18 protein-coding genes and 1 other annotated feature are annotated in these 22,039 nt (G+C 40.9%); of the genes, 4 read left to right on the top strand and 14 right to left on the bottom strand.

Going from position 1 to position 22,039, the window contains the following annotated elements:
• Nucleotides 1-119: 119 nt before the first annotated feature.
• The 14 genes from BLS20_RS08800 to BLS20_RS08735 all read right to left on the bottom strand — a co-directional run bounded on the left by BLS20_RS08800 (nucleotide 120) and on the right by BLS20_RS08735 (nucleotide 17,030).
• Complete coding sequence (locus BLS20_RS08800; protein WP_090174006.1) at nucleotides 120-806, bottom strand: DUF554 domain-containing protein; 687 nt, start codon at nucleotides 804-806, stop codon at nucleotides 120-122.
• 66 nt (nucleotides 807-872) lie between these two features.
• A complete protein-coding gene (locus BLS20_RS08795) occupies nucleotides 873-1,409 on the bottom strand; it encodes a histidine phosphatase family protein (protein ID WP_090174005.1) in 537 nt (178 codons plus the stop codon).
• Nucleotides 1,406-2,758: a cobyrinic acid a,c-diamide synthase CobB gene (locus BLS20_RS08790; protein ID WP_090174004.1), complete on the bottom strand. Its 1,353-nt coding sequence runs from the start codon at nucleotides 2,756-2,758 to the stop codon at nucleotides 1,406-1,408. Before BLS20_RS08790 ends, BLS20_RS08795 begins: the two co-directional genes overlap by 4 nt.
• A 107-nt stretch (nucleotides 2,759-2,865) precedes the next feature.
• Nucleotides 2,866-6,849: a DNA-directed RNA polymerase subunit beta' gene (gene rpoC / locus BLS20_RS08785; RefSeq protein WP_090174003.1), complete on the bottom strand. Its 3,984-nt coding sequence runs from the start codon at nucleotides 6,847-6,849 to the stop codon at nucleotides 2,866-2,868.
• An 18-nt stretch (nucleotides 6,850-6,867) separates the two neighbouring features.
• The gene (gene rpoB, locus BLS20_RS08780) at nucleotides 6,868-10,749 is read right to left on the bottom strand and encodes a DNA-directed RNA polymerase subunit beta (RefSeq protein WP_090174002.1); all 3,882 of its coding nucleotides are present in this window, start codon (nucleotides 10,747-10,749) and stop codon (nucleotides 6,868-6,870) included.
• A gap of 244 nt (nucleotides 10,750-10,993) precedes the next feature.
• Nucleotides 10,994-11,827, bottom strand: a complete 834-nt coding sequence (locus BLS20_RS08775) for a hypothetical protein (RefSeq protein WP_090174001.1) — start codon at nucleotides 11,825-11,827, stop codon at nucleotides 10,994-10,996.
• Between the two features lie 146 nt (nucleotides 11,828-11,973).
• Nucleotides 11,974-12,351 (bottom strand): 50S ribosomal protein L7/L12, encoded by a 378-nt coding sequence (gene rplL / locus BLS20_RS08770; RefSeq protein ID WP_090174000.1) that lies wholly within the window; start codon nucleotides 12,349-12,351, stop codon nucleotides 11,974-11,976.
• A 78-nt stretch (nucleotides 12,352-12,429) separates the two neighbouring features.
• A complete protein-coding gene (rplJ, locus tag BLS20_RS08765; RefSeq protein WP_090173999.1) occupies nucleotides 12,430-13,023 on the bottom strand; it encodes a 50S ribosomal protein L10 in 594 nt (197 codons plus the stop codon).
• An 87-nt stretch (nucleotides 13,024-13,110) separates the two neighbouring features.
• Nucleotides 13,111-13,243: a sequence feature (ribosomal protein L10 leader region), on the bottom strand.
• A gap of 47 nt (nucleotides 13,244-13,290) precedes the next feature.
• On the bottom strand, nucleotides 13,291-13,983 hold the full coding sequence (rplA, locus tag BLS20_RS08760; RefSeq protein WP_090173998.1) for a 50S ribosomal protein L1: 693 nt from the start codon (nucleotides 13,981-13,983) through the stop codon (nucleotides 13,291-13,293).
• A 66-nt stretch (nucleotides 13,984-14,049) separates the two neighbouring features.
• A complete protein-coding gene (gene rplK, locus BLS20_RS08755; protein ID WP_090173997.1) occupies nucleotides 14,050-14,475 on the bottom strand; it encodes a 50S ribosomal protein L11 in 426 nt (141 codons plus the stop codon).
• 36 nt (nucleotides 14,476-14,511) lie between these two features.
• Entirely contained in the window at nucleotides 14,512-15,063 is a 552-nt protein-coding gene (nusG, locus tag BLS20_RS08750) for a transcription termination/antitermination protein NusG (protein ID WP_090173996.1), read from the bottom strand.
• A gap of 16 nt (nucleotides 15,064-15,079) precedes the next feature.
• Entirely contained in the window at nucleotides 15,080-15,286 is a 207-nt protein-coding gene (gene secE, locus BLS20_RS08745) for a preprotein translocase subunit SecE (protein WP_090173995.1), read from the bottom strand.
• Nucleotides 15,287-15,312: 26 nt separating this feature from the next.
• Nucleotides 15,313-15,462, bottom strand: a complete 150-nt coding sequence (gene rpmG / locus BLS20_RS08740) for a 50S ribosomal protein L33 (RefSeq protein ID WP_143010247.1) — start codon at nucleotides 15,460-15,462, stop codon at nucleotides 15,313-15,315.
• 209 nt (nucleotides 15,463-15,671) lie between these two features.
• Nucleotides 15,672-17,030: an Ig-like domain-containing protein gene (locus tag BLS20_RS08735; RefSeq protein WP_090173994.1), complete on the bottom strand. Its 1,359-nt coding sequence runs from the start codon at nucleotides 17,028-17,030 to the stop codon at nucleotides 15,672-15,674.
• 274 nt (nucleotides 17,031-17,304) lie between these two features.
• Between BLS20_RS08735 and fliD the strand changes: the two genes are divergently transcribed.
• The 4 genes from fliD to BLS20_RS08715 all read left to right on the top strand — a co-directional run bounded on the left by fliD (nucleotide 17,305) and on the right by BLS20_RS08715 (nucleotide 22,039).
• On the top strand, nucleotides 17,305-18,612 hold the full coding sequence (gene fliD / locus BLS20_RS08730; RefSeq protein WP_090173993.1) for a flagellar filament capping protein FliD: 1,308 nt from the start codon (nucleotides 17,305-17,307) through the stop codon (nucleotides 18,610-18,612).
• Between the two features lie 73 nt (nucleotides 18,613-18,685).
• The gene (locus BLS20_RS08725; protein WP_090173992.1) at nucleotides 18,686-19,705 is read left to right on the top strand and encodes a tetratricopeptide repeat-containing glycosyltransferase family 2 protein; all 1,020 of its coding nucleotides are present in this window, start codon (nucleotides 18,686-18,688) and stop codon (nucleotides 19,703-19,705) included.
• 16 nt (nucleotides 19,706-19,721) lie between these two features.
• A complete protein-coding gene (locus tag BLS20_RS08720; RefSeq protein WP_090173991.1) occupies nucleotides 19,722-20,879 on the top strand; it encodes a glycosyltransferase family protein in 1,158 nt (385 codons plus the stop codon).
• Entirely contained in the window at nucleotides 20,876-22,039 is a 1,164-nt protein-coding gene (locus tag BLS20_RS08715) for a CgeB family protein (RefSeq protein ID WP_090173990.1), read from the top strand. The genes BLS20_RS08720 and BLS20_RS08715 overlap by 4 nt, the downstream gene beginning before the upstream one ends.

Here is a 22,039-nt window from a genome sequence, read left to right as displayed (position 1 = left end):
TTTGTTACAAATTCCCCGAACCGGCACTGTTTTTTTCTCGATTTTGTAACTTTTCTTCTCTCTATCGCTCTTTTTGTTACAAAATCTATATTTCCCTAATCATCCCAATGCCGAAGACTCTAACCGATGGCCGATTTAATTGCAAAAAAGATAATCGGTATCGCCAACGCCGGCAACAAATTCAGCGTCTTTAGATTCTTAATATTTAAGATATTAAGTCCCGAAGCAAAAATCAAGAATCCACCGACAATACAAAGCTCGCATACAAGATCATCCGAAATAAATCCGGAAGCGTGCTTCGCAATCAGATAGATACATCCCTGCCAGGCAAATAATACCGGTGCCGCCAACGCCATTCCCATGCCATATGTGGATGCAAGCACCATTGATGTAATAAGGTCAAGTGTCGCATTCGTAAATAAAAAAGTATGATCTCCATATAACGCACTCATCACAGGACCCATAATGGATAATGTTCCAATACAATATAATAAGATACCGGTCGAAAGACCTTTTCCTAAATTATTTTCACTTTTAGAACGCTTATTGACTAATCTTTCGAATTTACCTTCCAGATCCAGTGCCGTTCCAATCAATATACCAATCGCCAACGAAACGATAAACAGCACCGGATAATTACTATCCGGCATATTATTGACTATGGCATTAATTCCGATTCCGCAAGCCGCAAGTCCACATGCTCCAAATAATGCTTTTTGATACTTTTCACCAATTCCCTTGTGCAGGATACTTCCTACAATCGCTCCCGCTAAAATAGTAGCAGTATTTACTATTGTTCCTATCATAATACTTTCTCACTTTAAAGTCATAAATTTCGTACTTTCTAAGTTTCGCATACTCATCCCACAAAATCAAGTATTATCAAGCTCCAATACGCAGCTTTCTCCATTTTTTATTTGATACGAGAAGTATTCGCCTCCATCATAAGCCTCCATAATTGCCATAATCGTTCCTCCATGGACTACTAAAGCAATCTTCTCTGCCTTGTTCCTTTTCGCATGCATAAGAACCTTTTGAAATCCCTGAAGAATTCTATCTCGAAAGTCGTCTTTAGATTCTCCGCCAGGAAACGGCATTAAACCTCCCGATTCGATCCAGGCCTTATAATCTTCGTTCGACGAAAGTTCTTTATAATTTTTATTCTCAAAATCTCCAAAATCACATTCCTTAAGTTCTTCCACCACAACAGGCATTTGATTTGGATACAGAATTTCGGCAGTCTGTATGCATCGTCTCATCGGACTGACATAAATCACAGACGCCGCCGGAGGTGTTATCCTCTTAAGAGCGGCGACTCCCGCACTGGACAAGCTTTCATCTGTCGTGCCAATGTATCTACCAAACTCATTTCCCAAAGTTTTACCATGTCGAATCAAAAAGATTTTCATGAATGGTTCTCCTTGTATTCCCGACATCTCTTGGCAAATATTCTTGGCAAATATGGCTGCGAAGGATAATAAAGATGGGCAAATCCCGCCAACATATTCTTATTAGAAACCATGCACTGCCACGTCTTCTCAGACAAAGGCTTCTTAGCAACCATTGCATTTCCCGGCTTCGTTACATCGTAATAATGGGATTCGTGCGCCCGAATCACCATCTGCTCTTCGCCAAATGCACTCCCCATCAAATCAACATATCCGAAGCGTACAAGTTTCTCATTATGAAATCCATTTCCCTCAATAGCGCCAACCATCTCAAACTTCTCACCTTCCGGATCTTCAAGTGTCTCGTGAAGATACAAATAGCCTCCATTTTCGGCAAGACACGGAAGGCCGTCTGCAATCTTTTCCTTAATTTCCTTTCGAATTTCATAATTATCCTGTAATTCTTGTGCATTCCTCTCCGGATATCCACCGCACAATATTAATCCGTGAATATCTTCTGGTAAATGCTTATCATGAAGTGGAGAAAAACGAACAAGTTCGATGCCGTTTTCCTCTAACATTGTAAGATTATCCTGATACATAAAACAAAAAGCCTCGTCTTCGGCAAGTGCCACTCGAAGCGTCCTTTCTCCCGGCTCTTCACTTCGAACCTGCAATACGTCCATCGCTTTTCTTGCAATATTACTAATCGTCTCAAGATCTAGTGTCATTCTTAAATCATGCGCAAAATCATAAATACGTTCCCTAAGTTCCGGAATTTCCTGTGGCAAAACAAAACCAATCTTTCTTCCAAGAAGCTTCGCTTTCTTCGTATCCGGCACATATCCGCATACCTTAATCGGAAGTTCAGACTCAATCTGTTCTTTCAGCCTAGGATACAAATTCGGACTGATACGATTGAGGATAACACCCTTTATATGATTATTCTCCTGATATTCCATAAATCCCTTCAAAAGCGCAATCAGCGATAAAGAAGTTCCTCTAGCATCAAGCACAAGTATCACTGGCGTTCCCGTCTTTTTCGCCACTTCATAACTGCTCGACTTTAGTGAGATTCCTGCCACACCATCATAATATCCCATCTGTCCTTCCATAACTGCAAATGTAGCATCTCCAATATGCTTTAAAAAATTCTGTTGCAAATGTTGACCAGCCAAAAAAGGATCTAGATTATAGCTCTTAGTCTCTAGCACTTTTTTATGAAACATCGGACAGGAAAAATCCGGTCCGCATTTATAGGCTCTTATTTCTTGACCGCTTTCTTTTAAAAGCGCCAATAAGCCACAAGTAATTAATGTCTTCCCACTTCCACTCTTTGGTGCTGCAATCATAATTCTTGGTAGTCTCATTACTTATTACTCCCTCTATACCTTACTTAGGTAAAAAATCATTTCTTTTTATTGTAATAAGAGCGCATCACTTTTTCAAGTGATACGCTCAGTTTGCGATCAGAATATTATTCTTCCGTTTCTTTAGTTGTTACTGCTACAGCTTCTTCTGTAACCGGCGTCTCATTTTCAGCTACGGTTTCAGTTTCCGGCTGTCCCTGTGTTTCAAGGTTTTCATCTTCATCAAAGATAATTTCATCATCATCGTCAAGATGAAGCATATGCTCATCCGTATTTAATGCAATATTTTGATAACGCTTCATACCTGTACCTGCAGGAATTAGCTTACCTAAAATTACATTTTCCTTAAGTCCAATCAGCGGATCGACTTTACCCTTAATCGCTGCATCTGTAAGTACCCTTGTTGTTTCCTGGAAGGAAGCTGCTGAGAGGAAGGAATTAGTTGCCAAAGAGGCCTTTGTAATTCCAAGAAGCTCCTGCTTACCAACAGCCGGCTCTTTACCTTCTGCGATTAACGCCTCATTATTGTCCTCAAATTCAAGGAAATCAACCAGCATACCTTCAAGCTGCTCAGAATCTCCATGCTCTTCGATACGTACTTTCTTAAGCATCTGACGTACAATGACTTCGATATGCTTATCGTTAATATCTACACCTTGCAGACGATATACTCTTTGCACTTCACGAAGCATATAGTCTTGAACAGCACGTACACCTTTAATCTTTAAGATGTCATGCGGATTTACAGAACCTTCTGTCAGTTCATCACCAGCTTCAAGTTCCTGTCCTTCCATAACCTTAATTCGTGAGCCGTATGGAATCAGATAAGTCTTAGATTCACCATCTTCTCCTGTTACTACGATTTCACGTTTCTTCTTCGTCTCCTTAAGAGCAACGGTACCTGCAATCTCTGTAATAATTGCAAGTCCCTTAGGCTTTCTCGCCTCAAAAAGCTCCTCGACACGAGGAAGACCCTGTGTGATATCGTTTCCGGCTACACCACCGGTATGGAATGTTCTCATGGTAAGCTGTGTACCCGGCTCACCGATAGACTGCGCTGCGATGATACCAACTGCTTCACCAACCTGTACAGCCTGTCCTGTTGCCATGTTGGCACCATAACACTTCGCACAGATTCCATTATGACAACGGCAAGTTAAAATGGTACGAATCTTCAAAGCTGCCTTAGGATTTTCTTTGTCATTTTCCTCGTCCCAAATCTTAAGACCTTTTACATCAACACCCTTATGCATAACTTCTTCTGCACGTCTTGGAGTAATCATATGATTCGCCTCTACAAGGACGTTACCTTGTGCGTCGAGAATATCCTCTGCCGCAAAACGTCCTGTAATACGATCTTGTAAAGATTCGATAACTTCTTTTCCGTCCATGAAGGCCTTTACTACCATTCCCGGAGTTTCTTTGCCCTCTTTGTTCTCCATACAATCTCTTTCACGGATAATGAGTTCTTGTGATACATCAACAAGACGACGTGTCAAATATCCGGAATCGGCTGTACGAAGAGCCGTATCAGACAGACCCTTACGAGCACCATGCGCTGACATGAAATATTCAAGTACATCAAGTCCTTCACGGAAATTAGACTTAATCGGCAACTCAATTGTCTTACCGGTTGTATCCTGCATAAGTCCTCGCATACCTGCAAGCTGCTTAATCTGGCTGTTAGAACCACGGGCTCCTGAATGTGCCATCATATGGATGTTATTGTATTTATCGAGTCCATTTAACAGTGCTTCTGTAAGATTGTCATCCATGTCTTTCCAGACTTCGACAACTTCTTTATAACGCTCTTCTTCGGTAATCTTACCACGCTTATAATTACGTGTAATCTTATCTACCGTTTCCTGTGCTTCCCTAATCATATCCTGCTTCTGAGCCGGAACGGTCATATCAGAAATAGATACGGTCATGGCTGCACGTGTGGAATACTTATATCCCATAGCTTTGATAAGGTCAAGTGTTTCAGCCGTCTTAGTAGCACCATGAGTATTGATAACCTTTTCAAGAATCTTCTTAAGCTGTCCCTTTCCTACATGGAAATCAACTTCAAGATTCAGATAATCTTCCGGCTTCTCACGTTTTACAAAACCAAGATCTTGTGGAATGATTTCGTTGAAAATCAAACGACCAAGTGTTGTCTGCACAAATCCGGTTACAACTTCTCCATTTGGTGTTTCAACCCGGCGATGAAGCATAATATGCTGATGCAATGTAATGACTTTATTCTCATAAGCAAGAAGCGCTTCATTCATATTATTGAAATATCTTCCAAGAATATCTTCCATAGAGCATACAACTCTTCTGTCACGCTCCGAATCGATACATACCCTTACATAGCTATCCGGTTCTATTGCCACAGCAACATCAACCTTTAATTCTCCGGATTTTATTTCTTCTTCACTTGCTGCATCATATGCCTTCTTCTTGGCAATCTGATATTCTCTAAATGCCTCAATCGCTTCTTCCGGTGATTCGAATTCCTTCACCACCTTAGCAACGATCTTTGGATCATCCGAATAATCTGCTTCTTTATGCATCGTCAGATAGTAAATACCAAGAACCATATCCTGTGAAGGTACGGCTACCGGACCACCATCAGATGGCTTTAACAGGTTATTTGGCGATAATAACATAAAGCGGCATTCTGACTGCGCTTCGACTGACAATGGAAGATGGACAGCCATCTGGTCACCATCAAAGTCGGCATTGTACGCAGTACATACAAGTGGATGCAGCTTAATCGCTTTTCCTTCTACAAGAATCGGCTCAAATGCCTGGATACCAAGTCTATGAAGTGTAGGAGCACGGTTCAACATAACCGGATGCTCTTTAATGACATCTTCAAGGACATCCCAAACTTCCGGCTGAAGTTTTTCCACCATCTTCTTAGCACTCTTAATATTGTGAGCCTTTCCATTTGCCACAAGTTCTTTCATAACAAACGGCTTAAATAACTCAATCGCCATTTCCTTCGGAAGACCACACTGATAAATCTTAAGTTCCGGTCCTACGACGATAACAGAACGTCCTGAATAGTCAACACGCTTTCCAAGAAGGTTCTGACGGAAACGTCCTCCCTTACCTTTGAGCATATCGGATAACGATTTAAGAGCACGGTTACCAGGTCCGGTTACCGGTCTTCCTCTACGTCCATTATCAATAAGAGCATCTACAGCTTCCTGCAGCATTCTCTTTTCATTTCGTACAATAATATCAGGCGCACCAAGTTCTAAGAGTCTTCTTAAACGATTGTTACGATTGATAATACGACGATATAAATCATTCAAATCAGATGTTGCAAAACGTCCACCATCAAGCTGTACCATAGGACGAAGATCCGGTGGGATAACCGGAATTACCGTCATAATCATCCATTCAGGCTTATTTCCTGATTCTCTAAATGCTTCTACTACTTCAATTCTCTTGACAATACGCGCCTTCTTCTGGCCGGTAGCATTCTCAAGCTGATCTTTGAGCTCTTCTACTTCTTTATCCAAATCAATCTTCTGAAGAAGTTCCTGAATCGCCTCGGCTCCCATACCTACACGGAAGTCCCATCCATATTCTTCTCTTGCCTGTGCATACTCTGCTTCTGTCAGAATCTGCTTATCTGCAAGCGGTGTATCACCCTTATCAAGAACAATATAAGATGCAAAGTAAAGTACTCGCTCTAACATCTTTGGAGACAGATCCAAAATAAGTCCCATTCTTGAAGGAATTCCCTTAAAGTACCAGATATGTGATACCGGTGCTGCCAATTCAATATGACCCATGCGTTCACGTCTAACATTAGCCTTTGTAATTTCTACACCGCATCGATCGCAGACAACGCCTTTATAGCGAATCTTTTTATACTTTCCGCAGTGACATTCCCAATCCTTGCTAGGTCCGAAAATTCTTTCGCAGAACAAGCCATCCTTTTCCGGCTTTAAGGTTCTATAGTTAATAGTCTCCGGCTTTTTTACTTCACCTCTGGACCATTCTCTGATTTTTTCCGGTGATGCCAATCCGATCTTGATTGCATCAAAATTTATTGACTGATAAGTTTCATTATTATTTGTTTCTGGCATTAAACCTGGTCCTCCTTATTAGTCTTCATCGAAATTATCTGTATCCGCATAGGATTCGTGAATCTCTTGTGGAGCGTCGTCTTCTATGCTTATAAGTTCTTCACTTTCTGCATCAAATTCCTGCTTTATGTATCCTGCTGCACTAAAGTCTTCATTGCTTTCAAATGCATAATTTCTATCCTCTTGGATAACCGAATTAAGATCTGTATTTCCATATTCACTGGTTTCCATAATCTCAATTTCGTTTCCGTCTTCGTTCAATACGCAAACGTCAAGTCCAAGAGATTGTAATTCTTTGAGCAATACCTTGAAAGATTCCGGTATTCCGGATTCCGGAATATTGTCACCCTTGATAATTGCTTCGTATGTCTTCACACGACCAATTACATCATCGGATTTTACAGTCAAAATTTCCTGCAAGGTATATGCTGCACCATAAGCCTCGAGTGCCCATACTTCCATTTCTCCGAAACGCTGTCCACCAAACTGTGCTTTACCACCGAGTGGCTGCTGTGTAACAAGTGAGTAAGGACCTGTTGAACGCGCATGAATCTTATCATCAACCAAGTGATGCAATTTCAGATAATGCATGTGTCCGATGGTTACCGGTGAATCAAAATACTCACCTGTACGACCGTCTCGAAGTCTTACTTTACCGTCACGAGAAAGCGGAACACCTTTCCACAATTCTCTGTGGTCTCGGTTTTCATATAAATATTCCATTACTTCCGGCAATAATTCTTCTTTATGTTTCTTCTCAAATTCTTCCCAAGAAAGGTTCACATAATCATTTGCCAGATCCAAAGTATCCATGATGTCATCTTCGTTTGCACCATCAAATACCGGTGTTGCAATATCAAATCCCAGCGCTTTTGCTGCAAGAGACAGATGAATTTCAAGGACCTGTCCGATATTCATACGTGATGGTACACCAAGTGGGTTAAGTACGATATCAAGCGGACGTCCATTTGGAAGGAATGGCATATCTTCTACCGGTAATACGCGGGAAACGACACCCTTGTTACCATGTCGACCGGCCATCTTATCACCTACGGAAATCTTTCTCTTTTGCGCAATATAGATACGCACAGACTGGTTAACTCCCGGTGAAAGCTCATCCTTATTTTCTCTTGTAAATACTTTTGCATCTACAACAATACCGTATGCACCATGTGGCACTTTCAAAGAAGTATCACGAACTTCTCGTGCCTTCTCTCCAAAGATGGCACGAAGCAATCTTTCTTCTGCTGTCAGCTCGGTCTCTCCCTTTGGAGTTACTTTACCAACTAAGATATCACCGGCACGTACCTCTGCACCGATTCGGATGATACCTCTTTCATCAAGATCTTTAAGCGCATCGTCTCCAACACCCGGAACATCTCTTGTAATCTCTTCCGGTCCAAGCTTTGTATCTCTAGCTTCTGCTTCATATTCTTCAATATGAATCGAGGTATAAACATCATCCTGTACCAATCTTTCACTAAGAAGTACCGCATCCTCGTAATTGTAACCTTCCCAGGTCATAAATCCGATTAACGGATTCTTACCAAGTGCAAGTTCACCATTCTTAGTGGAAGGACCATCTGCAATAACTTCGCCTTCTGCTACTTGAGCTCCCTTAAATACAATCGGACGCTGATTGTAACAGTTTGACTGGTTAGATCTTGTAAATTTCTGTAATTTATAAATATCTTTTGTTCCATCTTCTGCCCTAATGATAATCTGATTTGACTCAGAACGCTCTACCACTCCGGCACGTTTTGCAACAACGCCCACGCCGGAATCGACTGCAGCCTTATTCTCCATACCGGTACCAACAACAGGTGCCTCTGTTGTAAGAAGCGGAACAGCCTGACGCTGCATGTTTGATCCCATCAGAGCACGGTTCGCATCGTCATTTTGCAGGAATGGAATAAGTGCAGTTGCAACAGAAAATACCATCTTAGGAGATACATCCATATAGTCGAACATTTTCTTTTCGTATTCTTGTGTCTCATCTCTAAATCGACCTGATACACTATTTCTTACAAAATGTCCCTCTTCATCAAGCGCCTCATTCGCCTGTGCTACATGGTAATTATCTTCTTCATCCGCCGTCATATAAACAACTTCATCTGTTACACGTGGATTGTCCGGATCTGTGTGATCTATTTTTCTGTATGGAGCCTCGATAAATCCATACTCATTAATTCTTGCATAGCATGCCAAAGAGTTAATCAAACCGATGTTTGGACCTTCCGGTGTTTCAATCGGACACATTCTACCATAGTGTGAATGATGTACGTCTCGCACCTCGAATCCGGCACGATCTCTTGAGAGACCACCAGGTCCAAGTGCCGACAAACGTCTCTTATGTGTCAATTCACCAAGAGGGTTATTCTGATCCATAAACTGTGACAGCTGTGAAGATCCAAAGAATTCTTTCACTGCAGCTGTTACCGGCTTAATATTAATCAGGCTCTGCGCATTCACTGTTTCGGCATCCTGCGTGGTCATACGTTCACGTACAACTCTTTCCAATCTTGAAAGACCAATTCTATACTGGTTTTGCAGAAGTTCTCCGACTGCACGAATACGACGATTGCCCAAATGGTCAATATCATCACTATTACCAAATCCATATTCTAAGTGCATATTGTAGTTAATAGAAGCAAAAATATCTTCTTTTGTAATATGCTTTGGAATCAAATCGGCAATATTTAAATGAATCTGTGTTGCTAATGTATCCGCGTCCGCTCCCTGATTTTCCTCTAAAATCTGAGCAAGAACCGGATAGTAAACCAATTCTGTCACACCAAGTGCTTTTACATCTTCGATGTCAACAAAATTACGAATATCTACCATGAGATTAGAAAGAATCTTGACATTGCGTTCTTCGCCCTGTACCCATACATATGGTACAGCTGCATTCTGAATCTTATCTGCCAATTCACGATTCACAATAGTTCCTGCTGTTGCAAGCACTTCACCTGTTGTCTCATCCACAACATCTTCACTTAAAGTTGCTCCGTTAATACGATTCTTAAGTGCCAGCTTTTTATTGAATTTATAACGTCCGACTTTGGCAAGATCATATCGTCTTGGATCAAAGAACATTGATGAAAGAAGACTTTCCGCACTTTCTACGGAGAGTGGTTCTCCCGGACGAATCTTTTTATATAACTCTAACAGACCAGTCTCATAATTCCCCTGCGGAGTATGCTCCGTGATTGATGGGTCCTTACCAAAGCTGGCCATAATTTTAGGTTCTTCACCAAATAAATCTATAATTTCCTGATTAGTACCTACACCAAGCGCACGAATCAGCACTGTAATCGGTACCTTTCTGTTACGATCAACTCGTACATAAAAAACGTCATTGGAGTCAGTTTCGTATTCTAACCATGCACCACGATTTGGAATGACGGTACTTGAAAATAGTTCTTTTCCCACTTTATCATGTGCGATATCATAATAAATTCCAGGGGATCTTACTAACTGGCTGACGATAACACGTTCTGCTCCGTTAATCACGAACGTTCCTGTCTCCGTCATAAGAGGAAGATCTCCCATAAAAATGGTGGTAACTTTTCTCTCATCCAGTTCATGATTTGTAAGTGCAACCTCCACCTTAAGCGGTGCTGCATATGTTGCATCTCGTTCCTTGCATTCTGTAATCGAGTATTTTACCTCATCTGTACAAAGCTGGAATTTGCCAAATTCCAGACTCAACTTCCCGCTATAATCGGAAATTGGTGAGATATCCTCAAATACTTCTGTTAAACCACCTGTCAAAAACCAATTGTAAGAGTCTTTCTGCACTTCAATGAGGTTAGGCATTTCAAGAACTTCTTTTTGTCTTGAATAACTCATACGTATGTTTTTACCGGTAGCAACAGGACGAATTCTGTTTTTCTCCATCGACGTTTCACCTCTCTATTTATAATACAGGGTCTATTTCGTGCATTTTAACCATTGACTTTGAACGAAACATCACCCCGACAGTCGTTCGTCCCCGTTTTTGGGCGCAAAAAGACTGCCGCACAATAGTGCACCATATAGTATATCGCACATTGCGCCGCAGCGTCAATATCTTTTTTATTTTTTGGTATTTTTCTACAAATTCTAGTTTTTTCAGTTTCCGTTTTTATGTTCAAAAATTTTGTTACAAATAATCCGGACGATTCCATTCATCCTTTATGCCATCAGCCTTCCAGCTGTTATCTTCTTCATCATATGACCACACATATAACACTTGAAACTTACTTGATGTCTTCATTGCATCATATACATATTTTGCGTCAATGCGATCGCGGTTATGAGACGGTCCACCCGGATCTGCCAAAAATACCGTGTTTTCTTCTTCATTGTAATGCCAGATATTTACATAATGTCCCGGTGTATCTTCCCAATAAGAATCATCATCGGCGCTGCACACAAGTACAATTGCGCTTTGTGCATTTTTCAGATTTTCACAAAAATCTTCATAATTATCCGGCTTGGTCGAAACCTCTACATCCATTCCAACACTTTTAAGCACCGTCTTCATATCACCCCATCCTATCGCTCCCGATTCGGCGGTCGGCGTATAACCGCTCACCTTTTGTGCATAAGTACACATCTTAAGCGGCGACACTTCATATGGTGAAAGTGTATCATAAATATTTGCCATTGCACACAGTCCACACCCGAATGATCCAAAAGCATTACCATTTACAATCTCCTGCGCCCATTCACCGGACCAATCCAAGCCTTTCGCCCAAGACTTAGGTCCCTGCAAAAATGTATACGTCGTTCGTTCTTTTTGTGCAAGTTCCTCTGCCAAATCACTTTCTTCTAGCGTCTCATCTTCCTCTTGCACAACTTCCTGCTTCGTTTCATTCTTCTGCGATTTTATCTTAACCTGCTCTTGTACATATGCCATTCCCAAAAACACGGCGCCGGCCACCAGCAGGATTACAATTCCAGTAATAAATAACTTTATATTTCTTTTGTTCATGTTAAACCCTCAAGCTATTTTCTCCGGATATTTCTTCATCCCGGATATAAAAATCGTACCACCCACGGTACAATTTTGCAAACATTAAAAACGGGATGAAAACGAATGTTTTCATCCCATACCGAAGTTCATTCTCAAACAACAAATTATTTAAGAGTAACTTTAGCGCCTTCAGCTTCAAGCTTAGCTTTGATATCTTCAGCTTCAGCCTTTTCAGCACCTTCTTTAACAACCTTAGGAGCTCCGTCAACAACTTCCTTAGCTTCCTTCAGTCCAAGACCTGTTACTTCACGAACAACCTTGATAACCTTAACCTTGTTAGGACCTACTTCTGTAAGTTCTACATCAAAGTCAGACTTTTCTTCTCCAGCTGCTGCTCCGTCAGCTCCAGCTGCTGCTACAACAACACCTGCTGCTGCAGATACGCCGAACTCTTCTTCGCATGCTTTTACAAGTTCATTTAATTCTAATACACTTAACTCTTTGATCGCTTCGATCATTTCTTCTGTGGTTAATTTAGCCATTTTATAATTCCTCCTAATATTTGATTTTCGCTTATCGCAAGCTTCAATATCATGGTCTTTTCGACCTGTTACATGTTCTTATTCTGCAGGTGTTTCTGCTGTTTCTTCTGCAGGAGCCTCAGTTGCTTCTTCTGCAGGAGCTTCAGCTGCTTCTTCTGCAGGAGCTTCAGTTGCTTCTACATCTGCTGCGCCGCCTTTTTCAGCAAGCTGATTGATAACACGAGCAAAGTTTGTAATCGGAGACTGGATGCTTCCAAGTAATTTGGAAAGTAATTCGTCTCTAGATGGAATGCTCGCAATTGTCTGAATTCCTGTTGCGTCATAGAACTCACCTTCTACAACACCTGATTTCAGCTCAAGATTTTCTGCTGTCTTAGCAAACTTAGCAAGGATTCTAGCCGGAGCAGTAGCATCTTCTTTCGATACTGCGATTGCTGTCGGGCCAACAAGTGAGTCAACAAGCTTCTCACAATCTGTTCCTTCGAAAGCACGCTTCATTAAAGTATTCTTGTACACTTTATAAGTAACGCCTGCTTCTCTAAGTTCTTTACGAAGAACGGTATCTTGTGCTACGGTCAGTCCGCATGCGTCAACAAGCACTACTGACTGTGCATCTTTAATACACTCAGAAATCTCATCTACGATTGGCTGTTTTAATTCTACTTTTGCCATTCTTTCCTAGCACCTCCTTATTTTATTCCATGTGATTTTCACATGTGCCTGAATGATCAGGACTTTGATGCCTTAAGACTATTGATGTCATCCATCAAAAATGCCTCTTCGCCATAAAGACAAAGAGGCACAAAAATTCAAATCTCATGAATTTCCTCGGCAGGCTCTATCGATTACGCCTTACGGCACCTGCTGTCTTCGGCAATTGCTTTGCTATTGTAGCACTGTATTTATATGATGTCAACCATTAAATACAAAACATAATTCTTAAGCAAACTGAGTTGTGTTTACTTTTACTCCAGGTCCCATTGTAGAAGCGATAGAAATGCTCTTCAAATAGGTTCCCTTTAATGAACTTGGTTTTGCCTTTACGATTGCATCCATCAGTGTCTGGAAGTTGTCCGCTAACTGCTCCTCTGAGAAAGAAGCTTTACCAATTGGCACGTGGATAATATTTGTCTTGTCCAATCTGTACTCAATCTTACCGGCTTTAATGTCTTCGATTGCCTTTGTTACGTCCATTGTTACAGTACCAGCCTTAGGGTTTGGCATTAATCCCTTAGGTCCAAGTACACGTCCAAGACGTCCAACAACACCCATCATATCCGGTGTAGCAACAACAACGTCAAAATCTAACCATCCGTCATTTTGAATCTTCGGAATCAATTCTTCTCCACCTACGAAGTCAGCTCCTGCTGCCTGCGCTTCATCTAACTTAGCGCCCTTTGCAAATACAAGTACACGAACTGTTTTTCCTGTTCCGTGTGGAAGAACAACTGCTCCACGGATCTGCTGCTCTGCATGACGTCCGTCGCATCCTGTTCTGATATGAGCCTCGATTGTTTCATCAAACTTTGCAGTAGCTGCTGTCTTTACTAACTTGATAGCTTCCGGTGTTTCATACTGAACTGTTCTATCAATATTCTTAGCAGCTTCCTGATATTTCTTACCTCTTTTCATTCCTAATACCTCCTGTGGTAATATCGGGAGAGGACCCTCCCACTAAAGTTATTTCTTAATTTTAAATTACTGTTCTACTTCTACGCCCATGCTTCGTGCTGTTCCTGCGATCATGCTCATAGCAGCTTCTAATGAACCAGCGTTTAAGTCAGGCATCTTAAGTTCTGCAATTTCCTTGCATTTTTCTTTAGATAAAGTTGCAACTTTTTTCTTGTTTGGTTCACCAGAACCTGACTGAATGTTGCAAGCTTTCTTGATCAATACAGCTGCAGGCGGAGTCTTTGTAACAAAACTAAAGCTTCTGTCTGCATATACTGTAATTACTACAGGGATGATAAGATCTCCCTGGTCTGCAGTTCTTGCATTAAACTGCTTTGTAAACTCAACGATATTTACACCATGCTGACCAAGTGCTGGTCCAACAGGTGGTGCCGGTGTAGCTTTGCCGGCTGGAATCTGTAATTTGATATAGCCTTCTACTTTCTTTGCCATTATCTTTTTCCTCCTATGTTATTAGAATCCTTTTTACTATGAATTCTTCTTAACTTCTGCGAAACTAATTTCTACCGGGGTTTCGCGCCCAAACATTTCTACATTGATTGTAACTGTCTGTTTCTGGTAGTTCATAGATTCTATCACAGCAACTGTATCTTTCCATGCGCCATCCAGAACCATTACGGTATCTCCTTCATCAAAGTCTACCGCAATCTGTTGTTTAGCCTGCGCCTGACCATCCAGCGTATCGCCTTGCTCAAGACCAAGCTTGTGGATTTCATCATATGTCAGTGGCACCGGTTTCGATCCCGGTCCAACAAATCCCGTCACACCTCTGGTGTTTCGAACCACATACCATGTATCATCATTCATGACCATATGTACCAGTACATAACCAGGGAACATCTTCTTTTGCACCTGTTTTTTTGCACCGTTTCGAAGTTCGACAACATCCTGCATCGGAACACGTACTTCAAGGATTTCTTCCTGTAAATGACGATTCTCAATCGCCTTATCAAGATTCACCTTAACTTTATTTTCATATCCCGAATAAGTGTGAACTACATACCAATTTGCTTCTGCCATACTTTCAGCCTCCTATTTACAGTCCTGTCAAATAATCGATTCCGTACTGAATGAATCTATCCAGGATTGCAATGATAATTCCAACAATTACTGAAACAACTACAACCGCTGCGGTCTGCTTTCCTACTGTCTTGGCAGGGAGCCAGCTTATCTTGTTAAATTCCTGCTTAAGACCGTCGCTCCAGCGTTCTTTGACCTCAGTCTTTTTCTCTGATTCGCTCATGTCATACCTCCTGATAAGAAAGACGATTACTTCGTTTCCTTATGTAACGTATGTGTCCGACAGAATCTACAATACTTTTTAATTTCCATACGATCAGGCTGATTCTTCTTCTCTTTGGTCGTATTGTAGTTACGCTGCTGACACTGCGTACATGCCAATGTGATCTTTGTTCGCACAACTTCCACCTCCACTTAATATTATTCTTGGTATTGCGGTCAATTTTAAGTCAAAAAAAAAAGACCTACTTCCATAGCCAATCCACAATATCATAATTTCGTCAAACTGTCAACCATCCGTTTCTTTTGCCCTCCGACAAGCCTCTCGCACCTTACTAAGTGGTTTACTCAGCCGGAGCTTTTGCCCCGACCGAGCCACATTAAGATTTTTATTTCACAATCACTTTTACTTTTTTAGACAAACCATTTTGCGCATAAGCATATACATAACATTTGCCTTTTTTCTTCGCCTTAATCTTGCCACTCTTACTTACCGTTGCAACCTTCGTATTCGTTGATTCGTATGCAACCTTGCGGTGTTTTTTTATTTTCAGTGCCGAAACTTCTTTTGTTACCAGTTTAAATGTCTTTCCTTTTTTGAGTGTAACTTTATTTTTGTTGATTTGAAGTTTTTTCGCATTTCCTACCTTGCCGCCCAGCGTTGCAGCATGTACCATCTTTGATGTCGAAACCACATTATTGTTTTTATCAAGAGCAACTACAATAAATTTATAGTAGGTTCCCTTCTTTACCTTTTTATTCTTTATTTTTTTAATGACAACTGAATTCTTCTTCGTCGTAGTAAGTTTTATTAATTTATTTTTCTTTGAACATGCATTACCATAAACGACATATGTTTTTGCTCCGCTGACTTTTTTATATTGAAGCTTCAAAGATTTTTTACTTACTTTCGTAATCTTTGCCTGCAGTAATGCGTAAACGCTTCCTTCCGGATCTGTCTCCTTTTTGTAGCTTGTCAGATAGCTTTCTGCTGCATCACTTGTTGCACCTTCGCCAATAGCCGTTCCGTCATCACCAACGCCTGAAGCGCTTGCTCCATCTTCTGAACCATCCTCAAGCACAGCTTCTGCATCCTCATAAGGATACTCTGTGTTATAATCCAGCGTCATCACATTACCAGAGCTTCCCGCATTAATACTCAAAATCGCCGAATCAATCGGACTTCCTTCTATTGTATGAATCGTAACTCCTGCATAGACATTCCCATCGCTATCTTGCCCTATACCAGATTCCGCAATGCCGGTCGCGTTCAAATCCGAATCACCTGCAAAATAATAATCTTTTAGCGATGCCAGCCCCTTAAACACATCCGTACTTATATACAGTGTATCCGTAGCTCCAATCGCCACCTTTTCTAATGAGGTGCAACCATCGAATGAATTTTGTACAATCGCGACTATTCCATCCGGAATAATAATTTCCTTTACGTTTGTATTATTTTGAAATGCCTCTGCAAGACAAAATTCAGAATTGTCCCCCGCATCATACTCAGTTCCATTGTATGTCACCGACGTTGGAACTGTAACCGTCGTTTCATTTCCATTATAACCTGTGAACCAGATTGATGCACCGCCGTCATAAATCGTTACATCCCAATCCCCGATCGTAGCCTCAACAAAACTTTCTGCGTACGCTTTTTGAGATAACTGCGGAGCTATCATTACGCTTGTTGCCACAACCGCCAAAGCAAGCATCACTGCACCAACTTTTTGAACCACTTTATTCATCTCTCATCCTCCTTGCTTCTTTGTATTTTTCATAATCGTCATTACCTGTGCATTATATCATACTTTCTTCCCATTTTCTACTTTTTAGCTTTTATGCATAGTCTTCTCCATTTTTTCGCTCCTATACCACACTTTTCTAAAAAAATCAATGAATTTTTCTATTTTTTTAGTGACAAATTGTTTTTTCCATGATATAGTGTAATTGTATAAATGGATTTACTATACCCTCGTGTACGTTCATGTACATTATTCAAGGAAGAAAGGAGGGATTCACATGGCAGCTATTGACTCTGTATTTAACTACTATGTCAGTAACTATGGTCACACAAACAATTCGCGTTATGATACACATAAGAAGAGTGAACTGCGAAACGTTTGGAACAATATTGTTAAAGTAAATAAAGAATCTCCTCTTTTCAAGTTAAAGGATGAGGATTCAGAATCTATTCAAAAGTTTGTAATTGATGTCAAGGAAAGTGCGAGATCTATCAACAATGTTATCGCATCCTTAACAACAGAAGACGGCGACATTCAGGATGCTTTCCAAAAGAAGATTGCATCTTCAACCAATCCTGATTTAGTTTCCGCTGAATATATTGGAGACAATGCAGATTTGGACGACAGTGATGATTTCACAATCTCGGTACAACAGCTTGCGAAATCCCAGGTCAACATTGGTAACTTCTTACCAAAGGAACAAAGCTCTATTGAAGAAGGCGATTACTCCTTTAACCTAAACTATCTCAATAACCAATATGAGTTCCAGTTCCATGTTAATGATAACGAAACGAATCTTTCCATACAGAACCGATTAGGCACTTTGATTTCAAATGCCAAGATTGGTCTTAATGCATCTTTACTCGATAATAATAAAGGTGGCGCTGCATTAAAGATTGAATCTACTCAGACCGGTCTTAGCGAGAATGAGCGTTATCTATTTGATATTAACGCCAATGCCAATACGAATGCAGTATCTCTTCTTGATACTCTTGGCATTGATCACGTTGCACAAAATGCACAAAACTCAAGATTCGAACTTAACGGAGTAGAACGCTCCTCTTATTCGAATACTTTTACAATTAATAAAACATTCGAAGTAACACTTAACGGCATAAGCCCTGATGATGATGACACAACCATCGGTTTCAAACCTAACGTTGATGCGATTGCGGATAATATCCAAGAACTTATAGATTCTTATAATCACGCAATTCAAACAGCCTATGATAAGAGTACTTCGCCAACTGCCACGAAGCGTCTGATTAATGATATCAGCAGTACAACCTATTCGATTCAAAATGAAATGGAATCGGTCGGACTGACTACCGCTCATGATGGAACTATTCATGTAGATAAAGGACTCCTTTCGCAGGCAATTGATAATGAGACTTCACAGGAAGAATTATTCGATGTTCTTTCCAAATTTAAGGATGCATTAAGCGCCAAGGCGCAAGCTGTTTCCTTAAATCCAATGAAATATGTTGACAAGGTCGTTGTAGAATATAAAAACCCGGGACATAATTTTGCTACTCCTTATATTTCTTCCATCTACTCAGGAATGATGATTGACCGATTCTGTTAACAGATATAGAACTATTTTCCCCGGCTATATGAGTCGGGGATTTTTTTTACTAAATCTTAAAAGAGGAATAATTATGGCAACAATTAGTTTATGTATGATTGTAAAAAATGAAGAAAAAGTCCTGGCAAGATGCCTCGACTCCATAGCCGATTTGATGGACGAAATAATTATCGTTGATACCGGTTCCACCGATCGCACCAAGGAGATTGCCGCTCGTTATACAGACCATATCTACGATTTTAAATGGACCTGTGATTTTGCGGCAGCACGCAACTTTTCTTTTTCCAAAGCAACTATGGAATACATCTACTGCGCCGATGCCGATGAAATCATTGACGAAGAAAACCACACTCGTTTTGCCCATTTAAAACAGGCTCTTTTACCTGAGATTGAAATTGTTCAAATGTATTATAAAGGACAGCTTCACCACGGAACCGTCTACAATTACGACCGCGAACTTCGTCCCAAACTCTATCGGCGTCTTCGCTCATTCCGCTGGATTGAACCTATCCATGAATGCGTCAGTCTAGACCCGCTCGTATTTGACAGTGATATTGAAATTCTTCATATACCACAAAGCGTACATGCCAATCGGGATTTGGCGATCTTCGAATCTATGCTTTCTAACGGACAACCACTCTCTAAGCGCCTTCGGACATTTTATGCCAAAGAGCTTCTTTTGCACGGGACGCAAGAACATTTCATGTTTGCTAAGGATTACTTTGCAGATCTTCTTAACAACAGTGAGATGGACAACGAAGATAGCAAAGAAGCTTTCATCATTTTGGCTCGTGCTTATCGACTGCTGGGTGATGCACCTTCCTTTTTTAAATACATATTAAAAAATATTGGTCTTGAACTAGACTGTTCTGAGATTTTCTTTGAACTTGGAATGTTCTACGAAAATCTATCGCAATATGAAGAAGCTCAAATCTGGTACTACAATGCCGCGTTTGAAAGTTCTGCCTATCTGAACATTCATTTTTCCGGTGACTATTCCCTGCAAGGACTTGCACGTTGCTATGATGCCGTCGGACTAACCGATCAGGCCGAGCATTATCGCACACTTGCCAAACAATGGACACCCGACTAAGTAATAAAGGAGGAACATGAGAACACATATTATATTAATTGAGGGAATCTATGACACCCTTGATACCTTTTCCGAAGAACTGCACAAGGTTCTGATCGCGCAAGGCTATTCTTGCCTTGTTTATATCGACGGTGTAACGCCTCTAGATACCCTGCGAGAATATCTACAAACGGACGATGCTGCGGTAATCACCTTTAACAATCTGGCATACTCACTCGAAAACGAACCCGGTGAAAATATCTGGGAGTTCTACCAGACTCCTTATATTAACATTCTTATGGATCACCCTTTTCACTATCGCAGCACCCTAAATAAGATGCCGTCTACCGCAATTATCGTGGCCACTGATAAAAACCATGCAGATTATGTACGGCGGCATTTTTCTAATATAGAGCACGTGTTTTTCCTGCCTCACGGCGGCATTTGCCCTGCAAATCCAACGCCGCCCATCAAAGAGCGTCAAATCGAAGTCTTATATGCGGGCGGTCTATCCCGCTTTCAAGCCGAGAGCATGATTCCGGAATTTGACAAAATGCCGGAAATTAACTTCGAAGAAGTCTCTGCTACCGTTTTAAATACCCTGGTGACACACCCGTCTTTCACCTTGGAATCCGTCTTGGAATCCTACTTTAAAGAACAGGGCTTCAATTATGACGATGACACGCTAAGCCTTCGCATCTCCCAGCTTCGGTTCTTAGAACTATATGCTACTTCCTTCTTTCGTGAACAGGCACTTTTACGAATCGCCGATTCCGGACATACTGTTACCGTATACGGCAATGGCTGGAACCGCTGGGAAGGGCTAAAACATCCCTATATCAACTATTGTGGCAGATGCTCCCAACGAGAAATATTATCGCATATGACAAACAGCAAAATTGTTCTAAATACGAATTCATGGTTTAAAGCCGGTGCACATGACAGAATCTTTAACGGCATGCTTGCCGGCGCTGTCGTTCTCACAGATTCTTCTTCCTATTTAGAGAAACAATTTACGCGCGAAAAACAGCTATGCTTTTTTTCTTTAGAGAACATAAAATCACTCGGCATCTATGCCGATCGTCTTTTAAATAATTTTGCGCTGTTACAAGAGATTGCCGATAACGGCTATCAAGCTGCGCGTAATTCCCACACCTGGAAATCACGGTTTGAAATAATAAAGGATTTTTTATGAAGATATTGATTTATAAATGGAAAGCCTATAACTATAAAGATATCACCGAGGGTTTTCGACAACTCGGACACGATATCTCTACGTTTGAATATCATTTTGAAAACTATGATGAAGATCCTACATTCGAACAAATGCTTACCAAGCGATTGTCCGAAGAGACCTTCGATGCCATCTTTACCGTTAACTATTTTGCTGCAATTGCAAATGTCTGCCACAACATGCATGTGGATTATATTATCTGGACCTGTGATAATCCCCTAATCAGTTTATATCACAAGTCAGCTTTTTATCCGGAAGTTCACATCTTCAGTTTTGATAAAGCCAATGTCCTCGAGCTGCGACAGATGGGCATGCGTGCTCACCATATGCCGCTTTGCTCAAACCCGCATCGGATTCATACCATGTTTCCATATCAAATGCCGCATTATAGGCATGAAATTTCTTTTGTTGGCAGTCTCTACGAACGCAACACTTACGACAAACTTGAGCCGAAACTTTCGGACTATCTTAGAGGCTACTTTGACGGTGTCATTCGCGCCCAGATCAACGTAAGCGGCGGCAATATCATAGAGCCAATGCTAACCAGTGATATTCTTGCACAGCTTCCGGAATATTTTGAATTAAAAAAATCCAAAGATTCGCTATCAAATCTGGAGTTGATTTTCAGCACAACCGTTCTTGGTTTCAAAGTTGCTGCCCAGCAAAGAATCGAATACCTCACTTCGCTTGCCCGTTCCCATTCGCTCAGCCTGTTTTCAAACTCTGATGCTGCATTGATCCCGGGCTGCCGATATTTAGGTTCTGTTGACTACTGGACACAGATGCCGCTCATCTTTCAAGAAAGCAAAATCAATCTCAACATGACCATTCCCAATATCAAAAGCGGCATACCATTGCGCACCTGGGACGTTCTTGCAAGTCACGGTTTTTTAATGACGACATTTACTGCAGAATTACTTGAGTATTTTGTTCCGGATCAAGATCTTGTAATCTTCGAATCCCTAGACGAGCTTTTAGACAAAGCAGATTATTATTTAAAGCACGACGAAAAAAGAGAGCAAATTGCCAAAAATGGATTTGACAAAGTACTCTCTTTACATCCAATTACCAATCGCTTAACTCGCATTTTAGAGCAATTTTCCTTAGAACGGGTTTGGTAA

Origin of the sequence: Eubacterium oxidoreducens, assembly GCF_900104415.1 — a bacterium.
In the GTDB taxonomy this organism is placed as follows: Bacteria; Bacillota; Clostridia; order Lachnospirales; family Lachnospiraceae; genus Eubacterium_C; species Eubacterium_C oxidoreducens.
The sequence above is the reverse complement of the archived record's forward strand: the minus strand, read 5'-3'. Positions and strand labels throughout refer to the sequence as shown.

Excerpts from the sequence above, each read along its gene's own strand:
- rplJ (WP_090173999.1), bottom strand. The coding sequence starts at position 13,023 with ATGGCAAAAGTAGAATTAAAACAGCCAATCGTAGATGAGATTTCTGAG.
- rplA (WP_090173998.1), bottom strand. The coding sequence starts at position 13,983 with ATGAAAAGAGGTAAGAAATATCAGGAAGCTGCTAAGAATATTGATAGA.
- nusG (WP_090173996.1), bottom strand. The coding sequence starts at position 15,063 with ATGGCAGAAGCAAATTGGTATGTAGTTCACACTTATTCGGGATATGAA.
- secE (WP_090173995.1), bottom strand. The coding sequence starts at position 15,286 with ATGAGCGAATCAGAGAAAAAGACTGAGGTCAAAGAACGCTGGAGCGAC.
- BLS20_RS08715 (WP_090173990.1), top strand. The coding sequence starts at position 20,876 with ATGAAGATATTGATTTATAAATGGAAAGCCTATAACTATAAAGATATC.
- rpoB (WP_090174002.1), bottom strand. The coding sequence starts at position 10,749 with ATGGAGAAAAACAGAATTCGTCCTGTTGCTACCGGTAAAAACATACGT.
- BLS20_RS08795 (WP_090174005.1), bottom strand. The coding sequence starts at position 1,409 with ATGAAAATCTTTTTGATTCGACATGGTAAAACTTTGGGAAATGAGTTT.
- fliD (WP_090173993.1), top strand. The coding sequence starts at position 17,305 with ATGGCAGCTATTGACTCTGTATTTAACTACTATGTCAGTAACTATGGT.
- BLS20_RS08800 (WP_090174006.1), bottom strand. The coding sequence starts at position 806 with ATGATAGGAACAATAGTAAATACTGCTACTATTTTAGCGGGAGCGATT.
- BLS20_RS08720 (WP_090173991.1), top strand. The coding sequence starts at position 19,722 with ATGAGAACACATATTATATTAATTGAGGGAATCTATGACACCCTTGAT.
- BLS20_RS08790 (WP_090174004.1), bottom strand. The coding sequence starts at position 2,758 with ATGAGACTACCAAGAATTATGATTGCAGCACCAAAGAGTGGAAGTGGG.
- BLS20_RS08735 (WP_090173994.1), bottom strand. The coding sequence starts at position 17,030 with ATGAATAAAGTGGTTCAAAAAGTTGGTGCAGTGATGCTTGCTTTGGCG.
- BLS20_RS08775 (WP_090174001.1), bottom strand. The coding sequence starts at position 11,827 with ATGAACAAAAGAAATATAAAGTTATTTATTACTGGAATTGTAATCCTG.
- rpoC (WP_090174003.1), bottom strand. The coding sequence starts at position 6,849 with ATGCCAGAAACAAATAATAATGAAACTTATCAGTCAATAAATTTTGAT.
- BLS20_RS08725 (WP_090173992.1), top strand. The coding sequence starts at position 18,686 with ATGGCAACAATTAGTTTATGTATGATTGTAAAAAATGAAGAAAAAGTC.
- rplK (WP_090173997.1), bottom strand. The coding sequence starts at position 14,475 with ATGGCAAAGAAAGTAGAAGGCTATATCAAATTACAGATTCCAGCCGGC.
- rplL (WP_090174000.1), bottom strand. The coding sequence starts at position 12,351 with ATGGCTAAATTAACCACAGAAGAAATGATCGAAGCGATCAAAGAGTTA.